The sequence below is a fragment of the Gordonia sp. ABSL11-1 genome (assembly GCF_030315685.1).
Lineage (GTDB): Bacteria > Actinomycetota > Actinomycetes > Mycobacteriales > Mycobacteriaceae > Gordonia.
This window is the reverse complement of record NZ_JASXSI010000065.1, coordinates 1-1,693: the sequence shown is the minus strand read 5'-3', so window position 1 is coordinate 1,693 and position 1,693 is coordinate 1. Positions and strand designations below refer to the sequence as shown.

The window sequence follows — 1,693 nt, the reverse complement described above, 5'->3', positions numbered from 1 at the left end:
CTGACTTAGTGGTTCGATCTGTAAGTTCGTCGGGGGTGGTTCATGCGGCGGGTTGTTGGTCGAGTCGGGCGAGGTGTCGGTTGAGGTCGTCAGTGGTGTAGTGCCATCGGAAGGGAGTGGCGGTGGCGTTGTAGCGGTCCTCGAATGCCAGCAGTCGCTGCTCGACGGCGGCGAGGTCGGGGAAGTCGTTGGGTGAGAGCACTTTCCGTTGAATGATGGAGTAGTAGATTTCGACCTGGTTGAGCCAGGACGCGTGCACCGGGGTGTGGATCATGACCGCGTTCGGGTAGCGCTCGGCGAGTCGGTTGATCGCCTTCTGTCCGCGGTGTGAGGAGCCGTTGTCCACGATCCAGAACACACGTGTGGCACTGGCGTAGGGCTCCTGGGTCATGACTTGGTCGACCAGGGCGGTGAACTCGACGATCCCGGTCGAACCGGCGCACCGGCCGAACACCTTCGCGTTGCCGACGTCGTAGGCAGTCAGGTAAGTCAACGCGCCGCGACGCTGGTAGTCATGACTGACCCGCACCCCGTGCCCGGGCGCGGTCGGCACAGTGCGGTGGCAGCGGTCGCGGGCCTGGATCGACGGTTTCTCATCGGCGGAGATCACATACTCGTCAGCGGTCAACGGTGCGCCCTGGTAGCAGCGATCGTAGAGGTCGAGGATACGGCTGGCTTTGGCTTCGAAGTCGGGGTCGCGCACCGCAAGCCACGACTGATAGCGCCACGGTGTGAGCGCATCGCCCACCAGCCACCGCCGCACCGTGGACGCCGAGGCGCCGATGCCCTCGGCATGCAACGCCGCAGCCAGTTCCGGGGCACTCCACCGGGCCAACGGCACCTCGGATTCGGCGGGCATCTGACAGGCCAGCGCGGTAGCCACCGCCACCTGCGTCGGGGTGTACACCCGCGGACGACCCGTGCGGGGCAAATCAGTCAATCCCTCGATCCCCTTGCCGGCGTATCGGGTTCGCCATTTGCAGACGGTATCGACACAGACACCGAGATCCTCGGCGATCCTCTGATTGGGATGTCCGTCGCCGGCGGCCAACACGATCAACGCCCGCAACACGTCCCGTTGCGGGGTCGACCCGGCCCGCACCCGCGAGACCAGTAGCGTCCGGTCGGCGTCGCTGATCGTCACCGGCTCCGCTACCGGCCTCACCGAAACCCACCACACCATGCACCACATAAATCACACACACCTCATAGATCACACCGATGACGAGCGTCATCGGCGGCGACACGCCGATCCGATCACCGACAGCGCCGATCGGGCAGGATCAACACATGCCCACCCCGCCGGACTCAACGAAATCATCACTGTCGTGGAAACTCCGCGACCACGCCGCCACTCGCTGGCCGCAACTGAAGACAGTCGCCACACGATTCCGCGGCCAGTTCGCCTACATCGACGCCGTCTGGTCCGACGACACCACCCAACCATTGATGCGGCTGCGCTACGGCGGCTCGGCCAGCCGATGGGGCTTCGCGATCTACCAGGCCAGCAGCAACAAATACGAAGACTCAATGCTACCCACCGGAATCCCCATCGGCAGCCCCGAAGAAACACTCGACTGCGCCTGCGGCCTTTACCTCAACGATCCCACCGCCTGGCAATAACCCCCGACGAACTTACAAATCGAACCACTTAGGTCATCGATGACGTCCCCGAGGGCTTGCACTGCTGTGT

The 1,693-nt window shown here is 64.0% G+C and carries 2 protein-coding genes; one reads left to right on the top strand and one right to left on the bottom strand.

Features of this window, described 5'->3' with window-relative positions; all coding sequences use genetic code 11:
• Positions 1-40: 40 nt before the first annotated feature.
• A complete protein-coding gene (locus tag QSJ19_RS26405; protein ID WP_286324021.1) occupies positions 41-1,144 on the bottom strand; it encodes an IS630 family transposase in 1,104 nt (367 codons plus the stop codon).
• A gap of 77 nt (positions 1,145-1,221) precedes the next feature.
• On the opposite strand from QSJ19_RS26405, the gene QSJ19_RS26400 reads away from it, so the two are divergent.
• Positions 1,222-1,623: a hypothetical protein gene (locus QSJ19_RS26400; protein WP_286324020.1), complete on the top strand. Its 402-nt coding sequence runs from the start codon at positions 1,222-1,224 to the stop codon at positions 1,621-1,623.
• Positions 1,624-1,693 lie beyond the last annotated feature (70 nt).